Raw genomic sequence first — 226 nt, forward strand, 5'->3', positions numbered from 1 at the left:
CTGCCCGCCGAGCTCGACGCCGCCACCCTGCGCAGGCTGCCCGCGGTGCTGGCGGGCGAGGAGGACCAGGTCGCGCTGCGCGCCACCGGTGCCCACGGCCGCCGGATGACCCCGGCGCCGACCCGCCCCGCGGACGGCCCCGACACCGCGGACACCCCCGCCTGGACCCCGTCCGGCACGGTGCTGATCACCGGGGGCACCGGTGCGCTGGGCGGCCACGTCGCGC

Annotated in this window: 1 protein-coding gene; it reads left to right on the forward strand. The window is 81.4% G+C overall.

Annotated elements, in window-relative coordinates; genetic code table 11:
* Positions 1–226, forward strand: a 226-nt coding sequence (locus tag GTW08_RS31255; RefSeq protein ID WP_202417819.1) for a hypothetical protein, incomplete at both ends; no start/stop codon positions are given.

The organism is Pseudonocardia sp. SID8383 (assembly GCF_009864975.1).
GTDB classification, from domain to species: domain Bacteria; phylum Actinomycetota; class Actinomycetes; order Mycobacteriales; family Pseudonocardiaceae; genus Pseudonocardia; species Pseudonocardia alni.